The sequence below is a fragment of the Amycolatopsis sp. MtRt-6 genome, assembly GCF_017308975.1.
GTDB lineage: Bacteria > Actinomycetota > Actinomycetes > Mycobacteriales > Pseudonocardiaceae > Amycolatopsis.
Window position 1 is genome coordinate 177,988 of record NZ_JADWPD010000013.1, and the last position, 21,743, is coordinate 199,730.

Annotated in this window: 23 protein-coding genes and 1 pseudogene; 8 read left to right on the plus strand and 16 right to left on the minus strand. The window is 71.8% G+C overall.

Annotated elements, in window-relative coordinates; genetic code table 11:
* The first annotated feature begins 55 nt into the window (after nucleotides 1-55).
* Nucleotides 56-613: a GNAT family N-acetyltransferase gene (locus tag I4Q55_RS23000; protein WP_206790422.1), complete on the plus strand. Its 558-nt coding sequence runs from the start codon at nucleotides 56-58 to the stop codon at nucleotides 611-613.
* 66 nt (nucleotides 614-679) lie between these two features.
* On the opposite strand, the pseudogene I4Q55_RS50605 reads toward I4Q55_RS23000, so the two are convergent.
* Nucleotides 680-1,141: pseudogene (locus I4Q55_RS50605) on the minus strand (GtrA family protein); the annotation flags it as partial.
* Between the two features lie 92 nt (nucleotides 1,142-1,233).
* Here I4Q55_RS50605 and I4Q55_RS23010 point away from each other — a divergent pair.
* On the plus strand, nucleotides 1,234-1,752 hold the full coding sequence (locus I4Q55_RS23010) for a hypothetical protein (RefSeq protein ID WP_206790424.1): 519 nt from the start codon (nucleotides 1,234-1,236) through the stop codon (nucleotides 1,750-1,752).
* A gap of 103 nt (nucleotides 1,753-1,855) precedes the next feature.
* Here I4Q55_RS23010 and I4Q55_RS23015 read toward each other — a convergent pair whose 3' ends face one another.
* The 9 genes from I4Q55_RS23015 to truB all read right to left on the minus strand — a co-directional run bounded on the left by I4Q55_RS23015 (nucleotide 1,856) and on the right by truB (nucleotide 10,316).
* The gene (locus I4Q55_RS23015; RefSeq protein WP_206790426.1) at nucleotides 1,856-2,302 is read right to left on the minus strand and encodes a tetratricopeptide repeat protein; all 447 of its coding nucleotides are present in this window, start codon (nucleotides 2,300-2,302) and stop codon (nucleotides 1,856-1,858) included.
* Nucleotides 2,299-3,039, minus strand: coding sequence for a 4-hydroxy-tetrahydrodipicolinate reductase (gene dapB / locus I4Q55_RS23020; RefSeq protein ID WP_206790428.1), 741 nt, complete (start codon nucleotides 3,037-3,039; stop codon nucleotides 2,299-2,301). The genes I4Q55_RS23015 and dapB overlap by 4 nt, the downstream gene beginning before the upstream one ends.
* Complete coding sequence (locus I4Q55_RS23025; RefSeq protein ID WP_206790429.1) at nucleotides 3,036-4,400, minus strand: pitrilysin family protein; 1,365 nt, start codon at nucleotides 4,398-4,400, stop codon at nucleotides 3,036-3,038. The genes dapB and I4Q55_RS23025 overlap by 4 nt, the downstream gene beginning before the upstream one ends.
* Before the next feature lie 80 nt (nucleotides 4,401-4,480).
* A complete protein-coding gene (locus tag I4Q55_RS23030) occupies nucleotides 4,481-6,736 on the minus strand; it encodes a polyribonucleotide nucleotidyltransferase (protein ID WP_206790430.1) in 2,256 nt (751 codons plus the stop codon).
* 222 nt (nucleotides 6,737-6,958) lie between these two features.
* A complete protein-coding gene (rpsO, locus tag I4Q55_RS23035) occupies nucleotides 6,959-7,228 on the minus strand; it encodes a 30S ribosomal protein S15 (protein ID WP_003084034.1) in 270 nt (89 codons plus the stop codon).
* Between the two features lie 131 nt (nucleotides 7,229-7,359).
* The gene (gene thpR / locus I4Q55_RS23040) at nucleotides 7,360-7,860 is read right to left on the minus strand and encodes an RNA 2',3'-cyclic phosphodiesterase (protein ID WP_206790431.1); all 501 of its coding nucleotides are present in this window, start codon (nucleotides 7,858-7,860) and stop codon (nucleotides 7,360-7,362) included.
* A complete protein-coding gene (locus I4Q55_RS23045) occupies nucleotides 7,860-8,333 on the minus strand; it encodes a helix-turn-helix transcriptional regulator (RefSeq protein WP_091315600.1) in 474 nt (157 codons plus the stop codon). The genes thpR and I4Q55_RS23045 overlap by 1 nt, the downstream gene beginning before the upstream one ends.
* Nucleotides 8,334-8,417: 84 nt before the next feature.
* Complete coding sequence (locus I4Q55_RS23050) at nucleotides 8,418-9,383, minus strand: bifunctional riboflavin kinase/FAD synthetase (RefSeq protein WP_206790432.1); 966 nt, start codon at nucleotides 9,381-9,383, stop codon at nucleotides 8,418-8,420.
* A gap of 27 nt (nucleotides 9,384-9,410) precedes the next feature.
* Nucleotides 9,411-10,316 carry a tRNA pseudouridine(55) synthase TruB gene (gene truB, locus I4Q55_RS23055; RefSeq protein WP_206790433.1) on the minus strand — a complete coding sequence of 302 codons (906 nt, stop codon included), beginning with the start codon at nucleotides 10,314-10,316 and terminating at the stop codon, nucleotides 9,411-9,413.
* A 66-nt stretch (nucleotides 10,317-10,382) separates the two neighbouring features.
* Here truB and I4Q55_RS23060 point away from each other — a divergent pair, with 66 nt between their 5' ends.
* Entirely contained in the window at nucleotides 10,383-10,892 is a 510-nt protein-coding gene (locus I4Q55_RS23060) for a GNAT family N-acetyltransferase (RefSeq protein ID WP_206790435.1), read from the plus strand.
* On the opposite strand, the gene I4Q55_RS23065 is transcribed toward I4Q55_RS23060, so the two are convergent.
* From I4Q55_RS23065 to I4Q55_RS23075, 3 genes are all read right to left on the minus strand, one after another.
* A complete protein-coding gene (locus I4Q55_RS23065; protein ID WP_206790437.1) occupies nucleotides 10,837-12,159 on the minus strand; it encodes a nitrate/nitrite transporter in 1,323 nt (440 codons plus the stop codon). The two genes, I4Q55_RS23060 and I4Q55_RS23065, sit on opposite strands and share 56 nt — an antisense overlap.
* 279 nt (nucleotides 12,160-12,438) lie before the next feature.
* Nucleotides 12,439-13,758: an MATE family efflux transporter gene (locus I4Q55_RS23070; RefSeq protein ID WP_206790538.1), complete on the minus strand. Its 1,320-nt coding sequence runs from the start codon at nucleotides 13,756-13,758 to the stop codon at nucleotides 12,439-12,441.
* Nucleotides 13,759-13,842: 84 nt separating this feature from the next.
* On the minus strand, nucleotides 13,843-14,838 hold the full coding sequence (locus I4Q55_RS23075) for a bifunctional oligoribonuclease/PAP phosphatase NrnA (protein ID WP_374194483.1): 996 nt from the start codon (nucleotides 14,836-14,838) through the stop codon (nucleotides 13,843-13,845).
* A 25-nt stretch (nucleotides 14,839-14,863) separates the two neighbouring features.
* Between I4Q55_RS23075 and I4Q55_RS23080 the strand changes: the two genes are divergently transcribed.
* The 4 genes from I4Q55_RS23080 to I4Q55_RS23095 are packed head-to-tail and all read left to right on the plus strand — an operon-like array spanning nucleotide 14,864 to nucleotide 18,195.
* Complete coding sequence (locus I4Q55_RS23080; RefSeq protein ID WP_206790439.1) at nucleotides 14,864-15,895, plus strand: TRM11 family methyltransferase; 1,032 nt, start codon at nucleotides 14,864-14,866, stop codon at nucleotides 15,893-15,895.
* A 25-nt stretch (nucleotides 15,896-15,920) separates the two neighbouring features.
* Entirely contained in the window at nucleotides 15,921-16,463 is a 543-nt protein-coding gene (locus tag I4Q55_RS23085) for a TetR/AcrR family transcriptional regulator (RefSeq protein ID WP_206790442.1), read from the plus strand.
* Nucleotides 16,460-17,089: a class I SAM-dependent methyltransferase gene (locus I4Q55_RS23090; protein WP_206790444.1), complete on the plus strand. Its 630-nt coding sequence runs from the start codon at nucleotides 16,460-16,462 to the stop codon at nucleotides 17,087-17,089. The genes I4Q55_RS23085 and I4Q55_RS23090 overlap by 4 nt, the downstream gene beginning before the upstream one ends.
* A gap of 14 nt (nucleotides 17,090-17,103) precedes the next feature.
* On the plus strand, nucleotides 17,104-18,195 hold the full coding sequence (locus tag I4Q55_RS23095; protein WP_206790447.1) for a hypothetical protein: 1,092 nt from the start codon (nucleotides 17,104-17,106) through the stop codon (nucleotides 18,193-18,195).
* A 21-nt stretch (nucleotides 18,196-18,216) separates the two neighbouring features.
* On the opposite strand, the gene I4Q55_RS23100 is transcribed toward I4Q55_RS23095, so the two are convergent.
* Nucleotides 18,217-18,807 (minus strand): helix-turn-helix domain-containing protein, encoded by a 591-nt coding sequence (locus I4Q55_RS23100; RefSeq protein WP_206790449.1) that lies wholly within the window; start codon nucleotides 18,805-18,807, stop codon nucleotides 18,217-18,219.
* Between the two features lie 108 nt (nucleotides 18,808-18,915).
* On the opposite strand from I4Q55_RS23100, the gene I4Q55_RS23105 reads away from it, so the two are divergent.
* Nucleotides 18,916-20,481: a DHA2 family efflux MFS transporter permease subunit gene (locus tag I4Q55_RS23105; protein WP_206790451.1), complete on the plus strand. Its 1,566-nt coding sequence runs from the start codon at nucleotides 18,916-18,918 to the stop codon at nucleotides 20,479-20,481.
* On the opposite strand, the gene I4Q55_RS23110 is transcribed toward I4Q55_RS23105, so the two are convergent.
* A complete protein-coding gene (locus I4Q55_RS23110; protein ID WP_206790453.1) occupies nucleotides 20,444-20,923 on the minus strand; it encodes a hypothetical protein in 480 nt (159 codons plus the stop codon). The genes I4Q55_RS23105 and I4Q55_RS23110 overlap by 38 nt on opposite strands.
* Complete coding sequence (locus tag I4Q55_RS23115; protein ID WP_206790455.1) at nucleotides 20,920-21,741, minus strand: alpha/beta hydrolase family protein; 822 nt, start codon at nucleotides 21,739-21,741, stop codon at nucleotides 20,920-20,922. The genes I4Q55_RS23110 and I4Q55_RS23115 overlap by 4 nt, the downstream gene beginning before the upstream one ends.
* Nucleotides 21,742-21,743 lie beyond the last annotated feature (2 nt).

The window sequence follows — 21,743 nt, forward strand, 5'->3', positions numbered from 1 at the left end:
CTCATGGTGCCACCCACCACCGACAAAAACCGGGCCCCCGATATCTTCACCAGTTATGAGCGACGCCGCCGTCCGTCCCGCCGATCTGTCCGACGCCGCGGAGATCGCCCGCATCCAGCGCGAAACCTGGCACGCCGCCTACGAAGACCTGCTCGGCAAGCAGGCCCTCGCGCAGCTGGACGCCACCGACCTCGCCGGCACCTGGACCGAGACCATCGACTACCCCGGCAGCCTCGTCTACGTCGCCACCGAGGGCGAGTTCACCGTCGGCTTCTGCGTGGCCGGCCGCGCGCCCGGAGACGAGGTCGCCCAGGCTGACGGGAGCCTGCCCGAGGACGCCGAGACGACCGGGCTGATCGCCACCCTGCTCGTCGAGCCGCGCTGGGGCCGCCGGGGCCACGCCGGACGGCTACTCGCGACGGCCGCCGCGGGCCTGCGGGCCGACGGGGCGTCCCGCGGCATCGCCTGGGTCGCCCAGGGCGACCACGCCACCCTCGGCTTCTACCGCCGGGCCGGCTGGAACCCCGACGGCACCGTCCGCACCCTCGACACCGGCGAGCGCACCCTCCGCGAGGTCCGGCTCACCGGCACGCTCGACCTCACCCTGACCTGAGTCCCGGAAGATCACCCACCGCATCACGGCGTACATGAACACGCCTTCGCACGCGCCCGCGAGCAGCCGTGCGACGTGGTATTCGACGCCCAGCGCCGTCAGCCCCGCGCCCACACCCAGCAGAAACGCCGCGTAATTGACGGCAATCGCAACTATGTAAAGCGCCAGTTGGATTCCGACGGCCGCGTGGGAATGGAAGTTGAACGTCCGGTTCAGCGCGAAGCTCAGCCCGAACGCGCAGCCGTACGCCAGCGTGATCGCCAGCCACACCGGCCAGCCGAGCAGCCCGTGGAAGGCGGTCAGCAGCGCGAGATCGACACCGAACGTGAACCCGTTGATGAGGCAGAACCCGAGGAACGTCGGCGCCACGATCCGCGACAGCCCCAGTGGCAGCACGCGCACGACGGCCTGGCACAGGGCACCGAATCGGTCAACGGGCGTACGGGGTTGCTCGGCGGCCACTCCGCCAGTGTCCCGGCGGCGGGTGACGGGAAGCCGTCGAGCAGGTGATCTTCTGGTGCGGACCACCCGCCGAAAAGGGGGGTTAACCCCAGTGCGCGCAGATTTCCAGCTGATAACTTGGAAGAACGCGAGCGATTTTCGGGCGAGGGGGTGACACGATGAGCTGGATCCTGCTGACGCTGGGCGTCGCGTTCGGTTCGGCCATCGTGCCGCTGGTCAGCGCCGAAGTGTTCTTGATCGGGTTGTGCGCCAGCCAGCCGGGACTGCACTGGCTGTGGCTCGGGGCGGCGGTGGCCGTCGGGCAGGTCGCCGGGAAGTCGCTGTATTACCTGGCGGCTCGCGGCACGATCAAGCTGCCGAAGCCGCTGCACGACCGGCTGCACCGCGAGCGCCCGATGACGCCCCGGCGGGCGCGCTGGCAGCTGCGGACGAAGCGGCTGCGCGGGTGGCTCGACCGGCTGCGCGAGCGGTGCCACCGGCACCCGCACTGGATGGCCGGCACGTACGGGGTGAGCTCCCTGGTCGGCCTGCCCCCGTTCATGGCGACGAGCGTGCTGGCCGGCGTGGTGCGGATGCGGCCGGTGATGTTCGTGACGACCGGGCTCGCCGGCAGGTGGATCCGCTTCAGCTTGATCGCGGCGTCACCCGCGGTGTTTGCGGGCTGGCTGCACCACTGAGCAGTTGCCACCCCACGGTCCCGACGGCCTGCTCTCCGCTCCACCTCGCCGCCCCCAAACCACCCCAATGTGGCGTTGGGTGCGTTAGTGCCGCGGTCAGCGGTCAGCGGTCGGCGGCTTCCAGCTCCACGGCTTTCTTCATCGTCTCGCGCGCCCGGCGGCGGTCGCCCGCGATGTCGTAGGCGTACGCGAGCCGGTACCAGACCCGCCAGTTGTCCTGGTCGGCCTCGACCTCCGCGCGGCGCTCCTCGAACCACGCGTCGGCCGCCTCGCGGTCCACCCGGCCCGAGGGGCGGCGCGGGAGGTCCGAGACGTCCGGGAGCGCGCCCTCGGCGTCCAGCCGGCGGGACAGGCGCTGGATCTGCAGGCCGTTGCGCCAGGTCACGACGACCACCCAGACACCCAGGACCGGCAGCAGGAGCACGCCCGCGCCGAGCGCGATGCCCACGCCCGTCCCCGTCCTGAACAGGGCGAACGCCCGGTCCGCCAGCAGGAACAGGTAGACGACCAGCGCCGCCGTCAGCAGCAGCGCCACATTGCGCGCCTTCACAGGTCGAGGACGTTTTCCAGGCCGACCGTCAGGCCGGGGCGCTTCAGCACCTCACGCACGCCGAGCAGCACGCCCGGCATGAACGACGTCCGGTCGAGGGAGTCGTGGCGGATGGTCAGGGTCTCCCCCTCGCCGCCGAACAGGATCTCCTCGTGCGCGACCAGGCCCGGCAGCCGGACCGAGTGCACGCGGACTTCCTCGACCAACGCGCCGCGGGCGCCGTCCAGCTCGGCCGTCGTCGCGTCCGGGCCCGGGGTCACGCCCGCTTCGGCGCGCGCGGAAGCGATCATCCGCGCGGTGTGCGCGGCGGTGCCCGAAGGCGCGTCGGCCTTGCGGTTGTGGTGCAGCTCGATGATCTCGGCCGACGCGTAGAACTTCGCCGCCTGGGCCGCGAACCGCATCGCGAGAACCGCGCCGAGCGCGAAGTTCGGCGCGATCAGCACGCCCAGCGACGGCTTCGGCGCCAGCAGCGCGCGCAACGACGCCAGGCGCGAATCGCTGAAGCCCGTGGTGCCGACGACCGCGTGGATGTCGTGCGCGACCAGGTACTCCAGGTTGCCCATGACGGCGTCGGGGTGGGTGAAGTCGACGACCACCTGGGCGTCGGCCAGCGCCGCGAAGTCGTCGCCCGCGTCCAGCGCCGCGACGAGCTTCATGTCCGAAGCGCCTTCGACGGCGTTCACCACCGTCGCACCCATGCGGCCGCGCGCGCCGAGCACACCGACGTTGATGGTCATGAAGCGATCACCTCGTGCAGGTCGTCAGGAAGGTCGTCGGCGTGAGCGTACGGCCCGACGACCGCCGCCGCCGAGACGCCACCGGGCCGCGCGAACAAAGTGCGAGCGAGCGCACACACGTCCTCGGTGGTCACCGCGTCGATGCGCGCGATCGTGTCGTCGACGCCCAGGTAGCGCCCGTAGTTGAGCTCGTTCTTGCCGATCCGCGACATCCGCGACGACGTGTCCTCCAGGCCCAGCACGAGCCCGCCGCGCAGCTGGCCCTTGGCGCGGGCCACCTCGGCTTCGGTCAGGCCGTCGACGCCGACCTTGTCGAGCACCTCGCGGATGACGCCGGCGACGTCGCCGAGCTTCTCCGGCTGGCAGCCCGCGTACACGGCCAGGTGCCCGGTGTCGGCGTAGCTCGCCACCGACGAGTACACCTGGTAGGCCAGCCCGCGCTGCTCGCGGATCTCCTGGAACAGCCGCGACGACATGCCGCCGCCGAGCGCCGCGTTGAGCACCGACAGCGCGAAGCGCCGGTCGTCGTGGCGCGACAGCGAACGCAGGCCGAGCATGACGTGCGCCTGCTCGGTGTCGTCGGTGTGCAGGGCCAGCTTCGGCAGGGTCCTGATCCGGGCGCGGCCTTCGCGCGGCGCGATCGGCGTCGCGGTGCCGGTCAGCCGCTCGCCGAGCGCCTTGCGGACCAGCCGCAGCACCTGGTTGTGGTCGATGTTCCCGGCCACCGAGAGGACCATCCGCGGCAGCGTGTACCGGCGCTTGTAGAAGTTCCGCAGGGCGGCCGGTGACATCTCCACGATCGACTTCTCGGTGCCGAGCACCGGGCGGCCGAGCGGGTGGTCGCCGAGGATGGCCGTCACGAACGTCTCGTGCAGCAGGTCCTCGGGGTCGTCGTCGCGCATCGAAATCTCTTCGAGGACGACGCTGCGCTCCATGTCCATGTCGCGGTCGGTGCACAGGGCGTCGAACACGACGTCGGTGACCAGGTCCATCGCGAGCGGGAGGTCGGCGTCGAGGACCTGCGCGTAGTAGCAGGTGTGTTCCTTCGCCGTGAAGGCGTTGAACTCGCCGCCGACGGCGTCGATCTCTTCGGCGATCTGCGTGGCGTCGCGGTGCTTCGTGCCCTTGAACAGCAGGTGTTCGAGGTAGTGCGCGGCGCCGGCGACGGCGGCCGGCTCGTCGCGGGAGCCGATCCCGACCCACAGCCCGACCGTGGCCGAGCGCGACGCGGGGACGTGCTCGGTGATCACGCGCAGGCCGCCGGGCAGAACACTGCGCTTGACGACCGCACCGTCCGGAGTGGACTCGAGCGTGCGGGTGGTGCCGACGGGCTGCTCGTGCCCGGAAACCTGCCGTGCCATGGGTTCCTTACTCACCTTGCCGTGAAGGCCACCTCGGGACATCCCCGAGGTGGCCTTCACGAACCAGAAACGAGCTGTGCTTACTTGGCGTCGGCCTTGTCGGCGTCGGCCTTCTTCTCGTCACCCTCGGCGGGCTTGGCGGCCTCGTCTTCCTTGACGACGATCAGGCTGATCTTGCCGCGGTTGTCGATGTCGGCGATCTCGACGCGGAGCTTGTCGCCCACGTTGACCACGTCCTCGACCTTGGCGATCCGCTTGCCGTTGCCCAGCTTCGAGATGTGCACCAGGCCGTCCTTGCCCGGCAGCAGCGAGACGAACGCGCCGAACGCGGCCGTCTTCACCACGGTGCCGAGGAAGCGCTCGCCGACCTTGGGCAGCTGCGGGTTGGCGATGGCGTTGATCTTGTCGATCGCCGCCTCCGCCGACGGGCCGTCGGCCGCGCCCACGTAGATCGTGCCGTCGTCCTCGATGGAGATGTCGGCGCCGGTCTCCTCGGTGATCGAGTTGATCATCTTGCCCTTCGGGCCGATGACCTCGCCGATCTTGTCGACCGGGATCTTCACGGAGGTGACGCGCGGCGCGAACGGGCTCATCTCGTCCGGGCCGTCGATCGCCTCGGCGATGACCTCGAGGATGGTGTTGCGGGCGTCCTTCGCCTGCTTCAGCGCGGCCGCGAGGACCTCCGACGGGATGCCGTCGAGCTTCGTGTCGAGCTGCAGCGCGGTGATGATGTCCTTGGTGCCGGCGACCTTGAAGTCCATGTCGCCGAGGGCGTCCTCGGCACCGAGGATGTCGGTCAGCGCGACGTAGCGGGTCTCGCCGTCGACCTCGTCGGAAACCAGGCCCATCGCGATGCCCGCGACCGGCGCCTTCAGCGGCACGCCGGCGTTGTACAGCGCCATGGTGGACGCGCAGACCGAGCCCATCGACGTCGAGCCGTTGGAGCCCAGCGCCTCGGAGACCTGGCGGATCGCGTACGGGAACTCGTCGCGCTTCGGCAGCACCGGCACGAGGGCGCGCTCGGCGAGCATGCCGTGGCCGATCTCGCGGCGCTTCGGCGAACCGACGCGGCCGGTCTCCCCGGTGGAGAAGGGCGGGAAGTTGTAGTGGTGCAGGTAGCGCTTCGTCGTCTCCGGGGAGAGCGAGTCGATCTGCTGCTCCATGCGCAGCATGTTCAGCGTGGTGACGCCCAGGATCTGGGTTTCGCCGCGCTCGAACAGCGCCGAGCCGTGCGCCCGCGGGATCACGGCGACCTCGGCCGCGAGCGACCGGATGTCGGTGAGGCCACGGCCGTCCATCCGGATCTTCTCCGTGAGGACGCGCTGGCGCATGATCTTCTTGGTCAGGGCCTTGAACGCCCCGCCGATCTCCTTGTCGCGGCCCTCGAAGGCCTCGCCCTCGCCCAGGCCGACCTTCTCCAGGACGGCGGCCTTGACCTCGTCGGTCGCGGCGTCGCGGTCCTGCTTGCCGGCGATCTGCAGCGCGCGGGCCAGGTCGTCGGTCGCGATGGCGGCGACGGCGTCGTAGACGTCCGGCTGGTAGGCCGGGTAGACCGGGAACTCGCCGGTCGGCTTGGCGGCGTCGGCGGCCAGGCGCTGCTGCGCCTCGCACAGCACCTTGATGAACGGCTTGGCGGCCTCGAGGCCCTCGGCGACCGAGGTCTCGTCGGGCGCCTTGCCGCCGGCGGCGATCAGGTCGAGCGTGTGCTCGGTGCCCTCGGCCTCGACCATCATGATCGCGACGTCGTCACCGACGATGCGGCCCGCGACGACCATGTTGAAGGTCGCCTTCTCGAGCTGGGTCCAGGTCGGGAACGCGACCCACTGGTCTTCGATCAGGGCGACGCGCACGCCGCCGACCGGGCCCGAGAACGGCAGGCCGGCGATCTGGGTCGACGCCGACGCGGCGTTGATCGCCAGCACGTCGTACGGGTCGTCCGGGTTGAGGCTCTGGACGGTGATGACGACCTGGATCTCGTTGCGGAGACCGTCGGCGAACGACGGGCGCAGCGGCCGGTCGATCAGGCGGGCGGTGAGGATCGCGTCGGTCGACGGGCGGCCCTCGCGGCGGAAGAACGCGCCCGGGATGCGGCCCGCGGCGTACATGCGCTCTTCGACGTCGACGGTCAGCGGGAAGAAGTCGAAGTGCTCCTTCGGGTGCTTCGACGCGGTCGTCGCCGAGAGCAGCATGGTCTCTTCGTCGAGGTACGCGACGACGGCGCCGGCGGCCTGCCGGGCCAGCCGGCCCGTCTCGAAGCGGACGGTGCGGGTGCCGAACCGGCCGTTGTCGATGACGGCTTCGGTCTCGTGCACGGTGACTCCGGTGGAGTCGGTCATAGATGCTTCTCCTCTTTGGTTCCTTCTACTGGCGCGAGTCTCCCACCCTGGGACCCGTTTCGCCTGAGGACGCTCGAGGAATGAGGCCGGTCTTCGATCGAAGCCCCCGGGACGCTTCCCGGAAGCCACTACCGAGGACCGGCGGACGGACCCTCGTGCGCGCTCGCGCCGTGTTCTGTGGCGAGGGGGAGCGACCGCGTGGTCACTCCCCCTCGGGTAAAGCTATCGGCGCAGGCCGAGGCGCTGGATCAGCGCACGGTAACGCTCGATGTCCACCTTCATCACGTAGTTCAGCAGCCGGCGGCGACGGCCGACCAGCAGCAGGAGCCCGCGACGCGAGTGGTGGTCGTGCTTGTGAGCCTTGAGGTGCTCGGTGAGGCCGACGATGCGCTTGGTGAGCAGCGCCACCTGGGCCTCGGGGGATCCGGTGTCCGAGTCGTGCACGCCGTACTCGGCCAGGATCGACTTCTTCTCTTCGGTGGACAGCGCCACTTGTGTTGCTCCTCGAAATAATCAGTGCCGTGCGGCCCCGGACGTGGATACACGCCGGGAAGACGGTCACGGCCGCCACGGACTGCAGCCGGACCCGGTCGTTGAGGTTACCAGCCCGCTGAACAGGCTGTTCAGGCGCGGTCCAGCTCGAAGGCGCGGGCCACCCGGTAGCGGGGACCACCCGGCTCGCGCTCACTGGTCATCAGCGCCACTTCCGTCGCGCGCCAGCGCCGGCTCGTGAAACCGGCGAGCTTCTTGGTCCAACGCGCGGCGAGCCCCGGTTCTTCCCGGGGGAACCGCGCGAGCGTCAGGTGGGCCCGGTAGGGCCTCGGTTCGGCGCCGGCGCCCGCGGCCCGCGCGAGCGGCGTCAGCTCCGGTCCGGCGACAGTCAACCACAGCACCCCGGGGAACGTCGCCGCCTTTTCCAGCCGGACGTCGACGCCCCCGCGCCCGGCCAGCCGCTCCCCCAGCCAGGCGGCGCGGGTTTCGACGTCGTCCGGCCCGTAGTAGGCGAGGGTGACGTGCCAGCGCTCGGGTGGTTCCCAGCGGAGGCTGTCTGTCTCACCGAGGGCCTCGGTGACCGACTGGACGACGTCGTCCGGTGGGAGGAGCGCGCTGAACAGGACCGGCATCAGGCGCCGTTGCCCGCCCGGCGGAGCAGGTCGGCGATGGCCGGGAACTCGTCGTCGAGGCGCTTGGCGGCCTCGCCGAGGTCCTCGTCCTCGGCCAGGTCGCGCAGGTAGGCGAGGACCTTCTGGTCTTCGTTGACCACCGGGATGTTGTCGCGGCCGACGGTGGGGCGGGAGTCGCGGACGTCCTCCATCGCGGCCAGCATCGCTTCGCGGTTGCCGGCGGCGACCTCGGGCACCAGGATCTTGCGTTCGAGCATGATCATCCTGGCCAGCACGACCGGGTTGCCGATCTTCGCCCGCCGCCCGCTCATCACCTGGCTGAGCATGGGGGCGCTGATCCCGAGGACCTCGGCCAGGAAAGCCTGCGAAACGTCGAACGCGACGACGAGCCGGCGCACGCGGTCGCCGAGCGGCTCCCCGTACCACTCGCGCTGCAACGCGATGTTCCGCTGGACGATCTTGTGGTCCTCCACCAGTCCCGCTCCCCTAACCCCGCTTCGCGCACACCGTCCGTGAGCATCTTGCCATCGCTGTCACGGGGATGGACGCGGAATCCCCTATTCGTCCCCGTCGGGGAGTGCCTTGCGGGTGGCGACGACGTCCTCGTCGATCTGCGCGACCAGCCCGGCGGAGTCGGCGAACCGCACCTGGTCGCGCAGCCGCGCCACGAAGTCGATGGCCACGTGCTGGCCGTAGAAGTCCTCGTCGACGTCGAGGACGAAGGCCTCGACGGTCCGCTCGCGCCCGGAGAACGTCGGGTTGGTACCCACCGAGACCGCGGCACGCAGCCGGCGCGTCGGGTCAGCCGAACGGGTGAACCACGCGCTGTAGACGCCGTCGGCCGGGACGGCGGCGAAGCGCGGGGTCGACAGGTTCGCCGTCGGGTAGCCGAGCTCGTGGCCCCGGCCGTCGCCGCGGACGACGATGCCCTCCAGGCGGTGCGGGCGGCCGAGCGCCTCGGCGGCGGCGACCACGTCACCGGCGTCGATGCACGACCGGACGTAGGTGCTGGAGAAGGTGATGGCCGACTGGTCCTCTTCGGACAGTTCCTTGCCCTGCAGCTCGGCGCCGAACGCGGCGAAGCCGAACCGGCGGCCGAGGGTGCGCAGCAGCTCGACGTCGCCGGCCGCCTTGGCGCCGAAGGTGAAGTTGTCGCCGACGATCACCGCGGCCGCGTGCAGCCGGTCGACCAGCACCTCGTGCACGAACTCCTCCGGCAGCAGCCGGGACAGCTCGAGGGTGAACGGCAGCACGCAGAAGACGTCGATGCCGAGGCTCTCGACGATTTCCGCCTTGCGCCGCAACGTCGTCAGCTGTGCCGGGTGGCTGCCCGGGCGCAGCACCTCCGACGGGTGCGGGTCGAACGTCAGCATGACGCTCGGCAGGCCGCGCTCGGCCGCCGCCGCCACCGTCCGGCTGATCAGCTCCTGGTGTCCGCGGTGGACACCGTCGAACACGCCGATGGTGACCACGCACCGGCCCCAGCTGCCGGGAAGATCCCCCAGCCCACGCCACCGAAGCACGTCAGACTCCCGTCTCTCGAGCCCACCCTAGGCGGGCAGCAACACGACAACCGCGCGGGACACGCCCTGTTCGTCGGCGGCCAGGGCGAGCACCCGGCCGTCGGGGCCGAAGAGCCCGTAGGTGCCCTCGACGCCGGCCGCCGGGATGCGCTGGCCGTGGCGGACCGCCTTCGCCGTGGCGGCGTCGAGGTCGCGGCGCGGGAACGCGGCAGCGACGGCGGCGTCGAGGTCGAGGCTCAATTCGGGCTGTTCTTCCAGCTGGTCGAGGGTCCGGGCCCTGGCCAGGGTGAAGGGGCCGACGGTGGTGCGCCGGAGGGCCTTCAGGTGGCCGCCGACGCCGAGGTCCGCGCCCAGGTCGCGGGCCAGCGCGCGAACGTAGGTGCCGGAGGAGCACTCGACGACGGCGTCGACCTCGACGTGGTCCTCTTCGTGCCGGACGGCGAGGACGTCGAAGCGGTAGACGGTGACCGGGCGGGCCGGGATGACGACGTCCTCGCCGGCGCGGACGCGGGCGTAGGCGCGCTTGCCGTCGATCTTGACGGCGCTGACCGCGCTGGGCACCTGCTGGATGTCGCCGGTGAGCTTCTCGACGCCGCTCGCGATGTCCGCGTCCGTGGTCCGGCTCGTGTCCGCCGTGGTGAGGACTTCGCCTTCGGCGTCGTCGGTGGTGGTGCTGCTGCCGAGGCTGAGGGTGGCCAGGTAGGTCTTGCGGTCCAGGGCCAGGTGGCCGAGCAGCTTGGTGGCGCGCTCGATGCCGAGCACGAGCACGCCGGTCGCCATCGGGTCGAGCGTGCCGGCGTGCCCGACCTTGCGGGTGCCCATGATCCGGCGGGCGCGGGCGACGACGTCGTGCGACGTCATGCCGGCGGGCTTGTCGACGATGAGGAGGCCGGGAGGCGGGGCGGGACGGCGGGGCGGTTTCGAGCTCGACACGCGGCAAACCCTAGCGGCCGCTTGTCGTGGATCGATCAGGCCGCCGCGCCGGGCCACGATGGAGGCGTGACGGAGATCGAAGTCCGGGCCGCCCGGCCCGCCGAGCTGGAAGAGGTCGCCGAGCTCCGGTGGCGCTGGGTGGCCGAGCGGGACGGCCTGGCCGACGCGGGCCGCGCGGTGTTCGTGCGGGAGTTCGCCGCCTGGGCACGGGAGAACGCGGCCGGCCACCGCTGCCTCGTCCTGGTGCGCGACGGCCGGGTGCTCGGGATGGCGTTCCTGGCGATCACCCCGCGCGTGCCGACGCCCGCGGCGCCGTCGCGAGCCGCCGGGGACCTGCAGAGCGTGTACGTCGTGCCGGAAGCGCGGGACGGCGGCCTCGGCGGGCGGCTGATCGACGGCGTCCTGCGGCTCGCCGCGGAGCTGGGGCTGGAGCGGGTCACCGTGCACTCGTCGCCGCGGGCCGTGCCCGCCTACGAGCGGCGTGGGTTCGCGGTGGCGCCGGAGCTGCTGCAGGCGCCGGTCAGGCGGCGACGATCGGCGTCTCCGGGAGAGCCGCGTCCCAGCGGCGGCGGGTGATGCGGACCGGCAGCTCCTCGCCGCGGGCTTCGGCGAGGAACAGGTGGGTCCGGGTCCGGCGCCACCACACGAGCATCCGGACCGTGCCGAAGGCCAGCACCGCGACCAGCGCCAGCAGCGACAGCCGGAAGTTCCCGCCGGTCTGCTGCAGGAGGACGCCGACCGCGAGCGCGGCGATCGTCGTCGCCACGAAGCCGCCGACGTTGACCACGCCGGTCGCCGTGCCGACGCGGCTGAGCGGGTTGTAGTCGCGGGCGAGGGCGAAGCCGATCATCGACGCCGGGCCGCCGAGGGCGAGGAAGGCGAACGCGGGCACCAGCACCGGCACGGGCACCTGGCCCGGCCAGCCCAGCAGCACCGCCCAGACCAGCGCGGCCCCGCCGATGTAGCCCCCGACCAGCGGCATCCGCAGCGACGGGCGGCGGCCGATCAGGCCACCGAGGAACGGGCCGCCCGCCATCGAGCCGAAGACGAAGACGGTGAGCAGCGCGCTCGCCGTCGCCTTCGCCTGGCCTTGGCCCTGGACCAGCCAGGGGACGCCCCACAGCAGCGTCAGGGCGTTCGGGGCGAACATCGTGCTGAAGTGGACCCAGAAGCCCAGGCGCGTCCCCGGCGTCCGCCAGGCTTCGGCGACCTGGTGGCCCAGCTCGCGGGGGCGGACCCGCTCGCGGACGGGCGGCTGTTCGCCGGCCGGGACGTCGCGGACCCGCAGGGCCACGACGACGGTGTAGAGGACGGTGACGGCGCCGACCGCGAGGAAGGTGGGCGTCCAGCCGGCGCCGTCGAGGACCAGGGCGAGCGGGACGGTGGCGGCGAGGTTGCCGATGTAGCCGACGGCCGCGGTGAACGACGTCAAAAGCGCGTACTGGCGGCCCGGGAAGTGGGCCGCGACCAGGCGCAGGACGCTGACGAAGGTGAGGGCGTCGCCGAGGCCGAGCACACCGCGCGCGAGCAGGCCGACGCCGTAGGAGCCGGCGACGCCGAGCAGGAGCTGACCGGCGCCGAGGACCAGCACGGCGACGGTGAGGACGCGGCGGGGGCCGTAGCGGTCGACCAGGACGCCGGTCGGGATCTGCATCGCGGCGTACACGCCGACCTGCAGGACGGTGAAGGTGCCGAGCGCGGCCGCGCCGACGCCGAAGCGTTCGGCGGCCTGCAGCCCGGCGACGCCGAAGGACGTCCGGTGGAAGACGGCGAGCAGGTAGACGGTGACGGCGGCGAGCCAGATCAGCCAGGACCGGGCGGTGGCACGGCCGGTGGCGGGCACGAGTTCCTCCAGGGTTGGGCGAGTTCGGGGCACAGGACGCCCACGCTGCCGTCCCTGGTACTTGTATCGCCTAAGCAACCACAAACCATAGCCACGACCCGGGTGGTTTTCCCCACAGGTAACCCCCATCACCCGTGCTCAGCGGGGCTTCACCCGTGATTGAAGGGGCATCAAGCGTGATTGAGCGGGCATCACGCGTGATGGGAGGGGCATCGGGGTGATGCCCGCCGGATCACGGGTGATGCCCCTCCAGACACGCGTGATGCCTTTCGGCGCACGTCAGGCGGGGCGGGTGGCGCCGGTTATCGCCCAGTTTCCGGAGCGCCAGCGGACCAGGACCGCGGCCAGGCGGAGGACCATGAACAGGGAAAGGCCGGTCCAGATGCCCGTGAGACCCCAGCCGAAGCCGAGGGACGCCCAGATCAGCGGGAGGAAGCCGAGGGCCGCGCTGCCGAGGGTCGCGTTGCGGAGGAAGGCCGCGTCGCCCGCGCCCAGCAGGACGCCGTCGAGGGCGAAGACCACGCCGGCGATCGGCTGCAGGGCCACGAAGAACCACCACGCGTGCGGGATCTCCGCCAGCACGCCCGGGTCGGACGTGAACGCGTGCGGCAGCACCCACGACAGCGCCGCGAACAGCACCCCCAGGAAGCAGCCCATCAGCAGCCCGTACCCGGTGATCTGCGACGCGACGCCGCGCGCCTGCCGGGCCGAGTTCGCCCCCAGCGCCGCCCCCACCAGCGACTGGGCCGCGATCGCCACCGAGTCCAGCACCAGCGCGAGGAACGTCCACAGCTGCAGCACCACCTGGTGCGCGCCGACCGCCTCGGTGGACGTCCGGGCCGCGACGGCCGCCGCCGAGATGAAGCACGCCTGGAACGCCAGGCTGCGCAGCACCAGGTCGCGGCCGAGGCCGAGCTGGGCGCGCATCACCTTGAAGTCCGGCCGCAGCCCGACCTTCTCGCGCGCCAGCGCCGCGAAGAACAGCCCCGCCGAGATCACCTGCGCGGCGACGTTCGCGATCGCCGAACCCTCCAGCCCCAGCCCCGCCCAATAGACGAGGACCGGGCACAGCACGGCCGAGATCCCGTTGCCTGCCAGCACGTACCGCAACGGCTTCGCGGCGTCCTGCACCCCGCGCATCCAGCCGTTGCCGGCCATGGTGACCAGGATCAGCGGCGCCCCGAACAACGCGATCCGCAGCCACGAGACAGCGGCCGAAGCGATCTCGTCGCTGCCCGACAGCACCCGCGCGATCGGCCAGGCCAGCAGCTGCCCCGCGGCCAGCACGACGAGCCCGACGAACACCGCCAGCCACGTCGCCTGCACGCCTTCGCGGACGGCGTCGGCCCGGCGGCCGGCGCCGTGCAGCCGCGCGGTGCGGGACGTCGTGCCGTAGGACAGGAACGTCAGCTGGCTCGACACCTGGGCCAGCACGACGCCGCCGAGCGCGAGCCCGGCCAGCGACAGCGCGTCGAGGTGGCCGACCACAGCGGTGTCGACCAGCACGTACAGCGGCTCGGCGGCCAGCACCCCCAGCGCGGGCACGGCCAGGCCCAGCACGCGTTTCGCCGGAACCCGCTCGGTTTCCTCCACGTTCACCACGAACCGGACTCTAACCGCCCCCACCGACAGTTCTGACCGGCGGGAACCGGGGAACTTTCCGGCCCCGCGATCCGACGCCGCTCACAGCAGCGGTGCCCGCTCCAAGGCCTCGCGCAGCCCCGCGACGACGTCCGGAGCGGACCCGGCGATGGTGCACCCCGCCGCCTGCCGGTGCCCACCGCCGCCGAATTCGGCCGCCACTGCCGAGACGTCGATTCCGGTGCTGCGCAACGAGATCTGCCACTGCCCGGGCTGCGTCGGATCCTGTTTGAGCACCGCCGCGACCGCCGCCTCGCGAACCGAGCGGACGACGTCGATGACCGACTCGACCTCCTCGCCCCGCACCGTGCGCGCCGCCTCCAGGCCGACCACCGCGTGCACGAAGCCGCGGCCCTGGGCCGCTTCCGGCTCCAGCCGGGCCTCGCGGAGCACCGCCGAGAGCATCGGGAGCCAGGCGAACGGGCGCTCGTCGACGATCCGGCGGACGATCGCCTCCGGGTCGGCGCCTGCTTCCAGCAGCCGGGCCGCCATCCGGTGCGTTTCCGGGCTCGCGCGGCGGAAGCCGCTCGTGTCGGTGACGATGCCCGCGTACAACCCGCGCGCGATCGGCTCGTCCAGCTCCGCGCCCAGCGCCTCGAGGACGCGGAACACGAGGACCGCGCTGGCCTCGGCGCTCTCGTCGACGACGTGGCAGGTGCCGTAGAACGTGTTCGTCGCGTGGTGGTCGATCACCAGCACCGCGCCGGCCAGTTCGACGCGCCCGGCGAGCCGGCCGAGCCGCTTCGGCGTGGGCGTGTCGACGCAGACGAGCAGCTCCTCGGCGTCCGGCAGCGCGTCCGGGTGGGTGAGCAGGCCGTCCTCGTCGAGCCACCGCAGCGTCTCCGGGGCCTCGTCGGGCTCGCCGAAGGAGACGCGCACGCGGGCGCCGCGCTGCCGCAGCGCCCGCCCGAGGGCCAGCGCGCTGCCCAGCGCGTCCGCGTCCGGCCGCACGTGGCCGAGGATCGTCACGTCCGTGGCCGGCGCGAGCAGTGCCGCCGCGTCCCGGATGTCCTGCACCGAAGCCGAAGTAGAGGTCACAGTGCGTCACGCTACGCTCTGCGGGATGCCTGAGTACGCGATGCTGGTCTACCCCTCGGCCAACCGGGTCTACGCCGCCTCCTCCCCCGCGCTGCTGCGCGCCGAGCTGGCGGTGTTCGGCGCGGGCCTGGCGGCGGAGCTGTCCGCGATCGAGGACGTCGAGCTCGGCGGCGTCGGCTACGTGCGCTTCACCAGCTCGGCGCCCCTGGGCGAGCGCGACCTCGCACTCCTGTCGAACCTGTCGTCGCTGTATGCGCTGTTCGAGCTGGGTGACGGCGTCCTCCGCCCGGTGCCGGTGACGCCGCTGGCGAAGGCCGACTCGGACCTGCTGACCATCCAGAAGTACGCGGGCAAGACGAACGAGCTGTTCACCAAGCTGCTGGTGAACGTGACGCTGATGGCGACCGCCGACCCGTTCTCGGACCGGCCGAAGTACCTGCTCGACCCGCTGTGCGGCCGCGGCACCACGCTGAACCAGGCGATGATGTACGGCCTGCACGCGACCGGCCTGGACGTCGACGCCAAGGACTTCGAGGCCTACGAGGCGTTCATCAAGACGTGGCTGCGGAACAAGCGCGTCAAGCACACCGCGGAGTCGGGCCACCTGCGGCGCAACAAGGTCCGGCTCGGCCGCCGGCTCGACATCGAGTACGCGCTGGACAAGGAAGCGTACAAAGCGGGCGACACGCGCAAGCTGACCTACTTCAACGCCGACACGCTGACCACCGACGAGGTGCTGCGGGCGAGCTCCTGCGACGTGATCGTCACCGACGCGCCCTACGGCGTCCAGCACGGCAGCCACCGCGAGGCGGGCCTGCAGCGCAGCCCGCGCGACCTGCTCGCGGCGGCCGTTCCGGTGTGGACGCGGGTGCTGAAGCCCGGCGGCGCGCTCGGGATCTCGTGGAACACCACCGTGCTGCCGCGCGAAGAGCTGGTCGAGGTGCTCCGGAAGGCCGGGCTCGACGTCCGCGAGGGCGGGCCGTGGGAGGAGTTCGCCCACCGGGTCGACCAGGCCATCCTGCGCGACCTGGTCGTCGCGGCGAAACCGGCTTCCTGAGCGGCCGTCGCTATACTCGCGAACCGTGACCGTCGAGCAACGTCCCCTGCGCGCGGACGCCCGGCGCAACCGGGAAGCACTCGTCGCCGCCGCGCGGGAAGTGTTCGGCGCCAAGGGGGTCGACGCCCCGCTCGACGAGATCGCGCGGCGCGCCGAGGTCGCGATCGGCACCCTCTACAACCGGTTCCCGACGCGGGCGGACCTCGTCGAAGCCGCGTTCCTGCCGGTGCTCGAGGAAGCGCGGGCGGTCACCGAGGAAGCCCTCGCGTGCGAGGACCCGTGGGCGGGATTCGTGCTGTTCGTCGAGCGGTCGGTCCGGATGCAGGTGACCGACCGCGGGTTCACGCAGGTGTGCATGCGGGCGTTCGACCCGGCGTCGGGGCTGGAGAAAGCCAAGCAGGCCAACGCGTCCCGGATCGAGCGGATCATCGCGCGCGCCCAGGAGGCGGGTGCGCTGCGGCCGGACTTCCGCAACGAGGACCTCGCGGTGGTGTTCGCCGGGGCGTCCGCGGCGCCGGACTGGCAGCGCGGGCTCGCCCTGGTGCTCGAGGGGGTGCGGCCGCGATGACCTGGCTCGCGGACACCGCCACCTCGTACGACACGGTGGCCGAAAGCTACGCGGAGTTCGTCTCGGACGCGCTCGAGAAACAGCCGTACCTCAAGGCGGCGCTGACGCTGTTCGCCGCGCAGGTCGACGGGCCGGCGCTGGACGTCGGCTGCGGCCCGGGGCACTTCACGGCGTACCTGGCTTCGCTGGGGGTCGACGCGGCCGGCATCGACCTCTCGCCGGGGATGATCGACCTGGCCCGCCGGTCGCACCCGGAACTGCGGTTCGACGTGGGGTCGATGACGGACCTCGCGCAGCCCGGCGCGTCGGTCGCGGGCGTGCTGGCGTTCTGGTCGCTGATCCACATCCCGGACGAGGCGGTGCCGGTGGCGCTGGGCCACTTCCACCGCGTGCTGCGGCCGGTCGGCCTGCTGGTGATCGGCTACCACGTCGGCGTCGGCACCCGGCTGAAGACCCAGGGCTACGGCGGGCACCCGATGCGGGTCAACGTCCACCTCCGGCAGCCGTGGTGGCTGGCCCGGCGGGTGCGGGAAGCCGGGTTCACCGTGGACGCGGAATGGCTGCTGAGCCCCGGGGCCGAGGTTTCCCAGGGGATTCTCTTCGCTTCGAAACAGCGAAGTTCATGAGTTACGCTCCCGTCATGAAGACGGGGGTTTTCCGCCGGATCGGCGTGTTCGTGACAGTTTTCCTTTCGGCGCTCGCGTCGACGGTGCTGCTCGGCGCGTCCGCCGCGCACGCCGCGACGCCCCTGGGCAAGCAGAACTGGGTGGTCAGCGTCGCCGGGTTCACCGACGCGTCCGGCAGCAACTACCTGCGGCTGGGCTACCTCGTGTTCGACCCGTCGAGCAACGCCGTCCAGCACAACTTCTGGACCTGGAGCCAGCGCGACTACCCCGTTCCGGTGAACAGCGGGGACGTCTACTACTGCGGTGAGTTCCAGCCGGGCACCAACCCGCGGAACAACTGCGCGATCAAGACGGCGCCGGGCTTCACCGGTGACCCGAACGGTCACTTCACCGGCACCTACGTCTACAACTCGACGTCCGGTCAGGTGACGATCACCTGGACGAGCAGCACGATCAACGGCTCGACGACCGCGGTGAACCTCGGCGAGACCTGGGCGGTCTCCGAGCTGCGCCCGGGCCTGGGCCGGATGCAGCTGGCGAGCGACACGTACTCGATCACCGGCGGCTACGCGTACGGCAGCAACGCCTCGCTGGCCCAGACGAGCAAGGCGTCGATGAGCACCGTCCGCGCCACGCAGCGCTCGTACGTGTACGAGGCGCACAGCTGGAACAACAAGAAGATCACCACCGTGGCGCGGGGTTCGGCCGGCAGCTTCACGGTGGGACCGGCCTGGAACGCCTGCACGGACGGTTCGTGCCTCGGCTACGTGCAGAAGAACGCGGGCTGCGACGCGGCGTCCTGCTGCGGGACGACGGCCACCCCCGGGTACGCCGCCTGCGTGCAGAAGCTCGCCGACAGCGGCGACCGCCGGTTCTACTACCTGACCGGCGACTTCGGCGGCCGGCGCAACAGCTACGAGTTCTGGTGCGAGTGCCTGTCGTACGACGGCTGCTACCTGCTCAACAGCCACGTGCGGCCGATGTTGCAGGTGATCGACGACTCGGGGACGTTCGAAGGCTGGGTGGGCGCGGAAGTCAGCCCCGACCGCAGCGGCACCCGCACGATGGACGGCGAGTACTACGGCGCCTTCGCGATGGTGGCCTAGGCGTTCGCGCGGCCCGCGCGATCATCCGGGAGCACCCTGGGCGTCGTCGCCGTTGTCGCTCTGGTGACCACGACGGGCGTCCCGGTCGAAGAGGCCCAGGATCTCGCAGGGGCCGCCCTCGGCGCCGATCGCGTGCGGCAGCATCGTGGGGAACTCGGCGGCCTGGTTGGTCTCGAGGCGGAAGCGGCGGTGGCCGAGCATCAGCGTCGCCGTGCCGGACAGGACGACGAGCCATTCGCGGCCCGGGTGGGCGCGCATGCGGGCCGGGTTCTCGGGCGGTGGTTCGGTCATGCGCTGGCGCACCACGCTCAGCCCCGGGTCGGCCTTGACGGTCCAGCGCATCCGGCCGTGGGTGCCGTCGATCATCGGGCTGGTGACGACGTCGTCGGTGGCGGTCTCCACGAGCTGGTCCAGGGTGGTGTCCAGGGCGCGCGCGAGGGTGACCAGCTGGTCCAGCGCGAGCCGGCGCTGACCGTTCTCGATGCGGCTCAGCGAGGACTGGCTGAGGTGGGCGCGGGAGGCCAGTTCCTCCAGTGACCAGCCCTGCGCCACCCGCAGGGCGCGGATGCGTTTGCGTACGAGGCTGTCCAGGTCGCCATCTTCTTGCGTCATGAGCAAGATCGTATGCCTTCTCGGCAAGACGCGCTTAGCGTCGGCGTGGCCCCAGCCCCTTCACCCGGCGGCGGGGCCTGACTCGGCCTGCCCTTTCGAGAGGAATCCATGAGTACGAACCAGCCCGCCCCCGACGCGCGTCAGCTGCGCTCGATCCTGATCGCCGTCTCGATCGCCCTGATGGCGGTGATCGCCTCGGCGACCGGGCTGAACGTCGCGCAGACCCACCTGGCCGTGGAGTTCGGCGCTTCCCAGAGCACGGTCCTGTGGATCATCAACAGCTACACCCTCGCCCTGGCCGCGCTGCTGCTGCCGCTCGGCGCCCTGGGTGACCGGCTGGGCCGCAAGCCCGTGCTCGTCGCCGGGCTCGGCGTGTTCGGCGTCGCCACCGTGGTCGCCGCCCTGGCTCCGGCAGCGGAAGTGGTTCTCGCCGCGCGCGTGGCCGGCGGTGTCGGCGCCGCGATGATCATGCCGATCACGCTGGCCGTCATCACCTCCACCTTCCCCGAAGAACAGCGCGGCAAGGCGATCGGCGTGTGGACCGGCGTCGCCGGCGGCGGCGGAATCCTGGGGATGTTCCTCGCCGCGCTCCTCGTCGACATCGCCGACTGGCGGTGGCTGTTCACCCTGCCGGTGGTCCTGATCCTCGTGGCCTTGGCCATGACGCTGAAGTCGGTGCCCAACTCCCGCGAGACCTCGGCCCACCGGTTCGACACCGTCGGGGCCCTCGTCTCCGTGATCGCCGTGACCGGCCTCATCTTCGTCCTGCAGGAAGGTCCCGAACGCGGCTGGACCGCGCCCGCGACACTGGTCAGCCTGACCGTCGGCCTCGTCGCCGCCCTCGGCTTCGTGGCCTGGGAGCTGCGCCGCCGCGACGCCGCGCTGCTGGACGTGCGCCTGTTCCGGGAGCGCGGACTGTCGGGTGGCTCGCTCACGCTGCTGGTGGTCTTCGGTGTCCAGGCGGGTATCGGCGTGGTCCTCTTCCCGTTCTTCCAGGCCGTGCTCGGCTGGTCGGGCCTGCTGTCCACGGTCGCGATGATGCCCATGGCCCTCGCGATGATGCTGGCCTCCGGCCTGGCCCCCAAGGTGGCCGCCGGTGTCGGCGCACGCTCGGCCATGGTCGTGGGCATCGCGCTGGCCGGCGCCGGCATGGCGCTCATGGCACTGTTCGTCTCGGTCGGCGGCGGCTACCTCTCCGTCCTGCCCGGCCTGCTCGCCATGGGTGTCGGCATGGGTCTGTCGATGACCCCGTCCACGGAGGCCATCACCGCCTCCCTGCCGCGCGAGCAGCAGGGTGTCGCTTCCGCCCTCAACGACGTCACCCGCGAGTTCGGCACCGCACTCGGCGTCGCCCTGCTCGGCGCGCTCGTGTCCGCCGGCTACCGCGGCGCCATCGACGACCGGCTGGACGGCATCCCCCGGGCAGCCGCGGACACCGCCCGTGAAGGCGTCGCCAACGCCGTCGAGGTGGCGGGCAGCGCCGGCCCGCACGCACCGGACCTGCTCCGCGCGGCCCAACAGTCCTTCGTCGACGGCTGGCAGCAGGCGATGTGGGCGGGCGCCGCCATCATGGGCGCCCTGCTCGCCTCCATCGCCCTCCTCGGCCACAAGGACACCGCCGCCGAGCCGGCCGTCGTCAACACACCTGAGCGAAGGCCTGCTCGGCGAAGCTGAGTCCCCCGCGCTCGGTCATGGTCAGGACCTGCCGGGGAACGTGCTTCGGCGCCGTCCGCAGGTACTGGCGGAAGCCCCGGGCCCGGAACTTCAGGTCGAACTCGTGTCCCTCCAGGTGCCACACCGGGTACGGCTTGTCGTCCGGTGGGGTGAGGCGGTGGAGGTCCGCGATCTCCAAGCCGCCGTACAGGGGGCCGATCTCGCCGGTGATGTCCCAGGCCTCGTCGAACACCAAGGTCGCCGGGGCGATCCAGAACGTGAAGTGCTTCTCGCGCCGGGCCGGCTCGACCCAGCGGACGATGTAGTCCAGGTCCAGCAGCAGCCGGTCCGGCGGGAGGTCGTCGTCGCCCTCGACGAGGGCAGCCGCGTGGATCCGGCAGTCGTGCCAGCCCAGCTGCGGGAAGTCGGCGTCGGTCCAGACGGCCTTGGACACCTCGGTCACGACAGGCGCTCCCCCACGAACTTCACGATCTCCGGCAGTACGCCCCGCCAGTATTCGTCATCGTGGCCGCCCGGGGAGAACCGGGACACTTCGGGCGAAACCGCCTTCACCAGCCGGCGGTCCGCGCCCACGAACGGGTCCGACTCGCCGCACCACACGCCCAAGCCGCCGGGGCGCAGCTCGGCGGTGTGCAGCAGGGGTTCCTCCGCGCGCCAGTTCGCCTCGTCCGCGAACACCTTGCGGCTGCGGGCGTCCGGCCAGCTGACGAACAGCGCCGCGCTCGCCGTCGCCACCGCCTTCAGGTCCGGGTGGGCGCGGGCGAGCCGCAACGCTCCGAAGCCGCCCATCGAAATGCCGAACACCGCCGACGGCGGACGCAGGTCGCGGGCCGCCAGCCAGCCGGGGACCTCGTCGGTGAGCATCCGCTGCGGGTCGTCGGCGCCGCCGGTTTTCACCCAGTAGTGGTCGCCGTCGAGGGCCGCGATGGCGAACGGCGGGGTGCCGGCGCGGACCGCTGCCGTGAGCACAGCGGGGACGCCCAGCGCCAGGAACGTCCGGGCCCGGGCGCCGCGGCCGTGCAGGGCCAGGCACACCGGCAAGCCCGCGGCCGGGACGCCTTCGGGCGTGATGAGCGCCAGGTCGACGTCGGTGCCGCGGGCGGCGGAGTGCATGCGCTGGACCGTCACCGGGTCACGCGGCGCGGCCGGCCGCGCCGGTACCGGCACCGGGGGCGGTCCGGGAGGCGGGGGTTCGGCAGACGAGCAGCCCGCCAGCAGCGCCAGTGCGCTGCCGGCGAGCAGGCGGCGGCGGGAGAGCACGG

Bases quoted from the DNA above. Each gene is read 5' to 3' on its own strand.
- I4Q55_RS23000 (WP_206790422.1), top strand. From the start codon at position 56: ATGAGCGACGCCGCCGTCCGTCCCGCCGATCTGTCCGACGCCGCGGAG.
- I4Q55_RS23010 (WP_206790424.1), top strand. From the start codon at position 1,234: ATGAGCTGGATCCTGCTGACGCTGGGCGTCGCGTTCGGTTCGGCCATC.
- dapB (WP_206790428.1), bottom strand. From the start codon at position 3,039: ATGACCATCAACGTCGGTGTGCTCGGCGCGCGCGGCCGCATGGGTGCG.
- I4Q55_RS23025 (WP_206790429.1), bottom strand. From the start codon at position 4,400: ATGGCACGGCAGGTTTCCGGGCACGAGCAGCCCGTCGGCACCACCCGC.
- I4Q55_RS23030 (WP_206790430.1), bottom strand. From the start codon at position 6,736: ATGACCGACTCCACCGGAGTCACCGTGCACGAGACCGAAGCCGTCATC.
- thpR (WP_206790431.1), bottom strand. From the start codon at position 7,860: ATGCCGGTCCTGTTCAGCGCGCTCCTCCCACCGGACGACGTCGTCCAG.
- I4Q55_RS23080 (WP_206790439.1), top strand. From the start codon at position 14,864: ATGCCTGAGTACGCGATGCTGGTCTACCCCTCGGCCAACCGGGTCTAC.
- I4Q55_RS23090 (WP_206790444.1), top strand. From the start codon at position 16,460: ATGACCTGGCTCGCGGACACCGCCACCTCGTACGACACGGTGGCCGAA.
- I4Q55_RS23095 (WP_206790447.1), top strand. From the start codon at position 17,104: ATGAAGACGGGGGTTTTCCGCCGGATCGGCGTGTTCGTGACAGTTTTC.
- I4Q55_RS23100 (WP_206790449.1), bottom strand. From the start codon at position 18,807: ATGACGCAAGAAGATGGCGACCTGGACAGCCTCGTACGCAAACGCATC.
- I4Q55_RS23105 (WP_206790451.1), top strand. From the start codon at position 18,916: ATGAGTACGAACCAGCCCGCCCCCGACGCGCGTCAGCTGCGCTCGATC.